At 67.7% G+C, this 978-nt stretch carries 1 protein-coding gene and 1 pseudogene; both read right to left on the bottom strand.

The window, feature by feature from the left end; genetic code table 11:
- Positions 1–717: DEAD/DEAH box helicase (locus EN935_RS37715; RefSeq protein WP_164771794.1), on the bottom strand; the 717-nt coding region annotated here is incomplete at its 3' end.
- A gap of 95 nt (positions 718–812) precedes the next feature.
- Positions 813–978, bottom strand: a pseudogene (locus EN935_RS42985) (EamA/RhaT family transporter); the annotation flags it as partial.

Raw genomic sequence — 978 nt, 5'->3', positions numbered from 1 at the left:
GGCCAGCCGCTCGGCGGTGCGCTCGATCTCGCGCTGGCCGGGCAGGAAGGCAAGCACGCTGCCGCTCTCATCGGCAAGGGCTGCGCGGATCGCCTTGGCCATGGCGTCCTCGATGGTGGTGCCAGCGGGGCGCTCATCATAGCGGATATCGACAGGAAAGGCGCGGCCTTCACTCTCGATCACCGGCGCGCCCGACAGCAGCCTCGCGACACGCGCGCCATCGAGCGTCGCCGACATCACCAGCATGCGCAGATCCGGCCGCAGCGCGCCTTGCACGTCGAGCGCCAGAGCGAGACCGAAATCGCCATCGAGCGAACGCTCGTGGAATTCGTCGAAAATGACAGCCGAGATTCCAGGCAGTTCGGGATCGTCGAGGATCATCCGCGCCAGCACACCTTCGGTGACGACCAATATCCTGGTCTTTGCCGAGGTGCGGTTTTCCATGCGCATGGCATAGCCGACGGTGGCGCCGGGCTCCTCATCAAGCAATTGCGCCATGCGGCGGGCGGCGGCGCGGGCGGCGAGCCGGCGCGGTTCGAGCAGAACGATCTTGCCGGCACCCAGCCAGGACGCATCGAGCAGCGCCAGCGGCACCAGCGTTGTCTTGCCGGCGCCGGGCGGCGCCACCAGCACGGCGCTGTTGCCATGGCCGAGCGCTTCGCTCAGCGCCGGCAGCACGGCGGATACTGGAAGCTCCGGCAGGGGTTTTGTGATCATCGGTCCAGGAATGCGTTCGTCCAATCGTGGCAAGCGCGCTTACGTCCGCATATCAGCGGTCGCGGCCGTGGTGCAACTCATGGAACGGAGCCGGTTCAAAGCCGGGTGCGCGAAAACGGGTTCCAGCGCACCGTGCCCAGCCGCGCTTCCTCGCGCACCATGGTCAGCAGGCCGGCCCCACCGACGACCGCCAGGCCGACCAGCGACAGCCAGTCGGGGTATTCCTGGAAGAACAGCGCGCCGAGGATCACCGCCCAGACG

Origin of the sequence: Mesorhizobium sp. M7D.F.Ca.US.004.03.1.1, from assembly GCF_003998635.1 — a bacterium.
GTDB classification, from domain to species: domain Bacteria; phylum Pseudomonadota; class Alphaproteobacteria; order Rhizobiales; family Rhizobiaceae; genus Mesorhizobium; species Mesorhizobium loti.
Note: the sequence above shows the minus strand (reverse complement) of the source record. Positions and strands in the feature narration are given on the sequence as shown.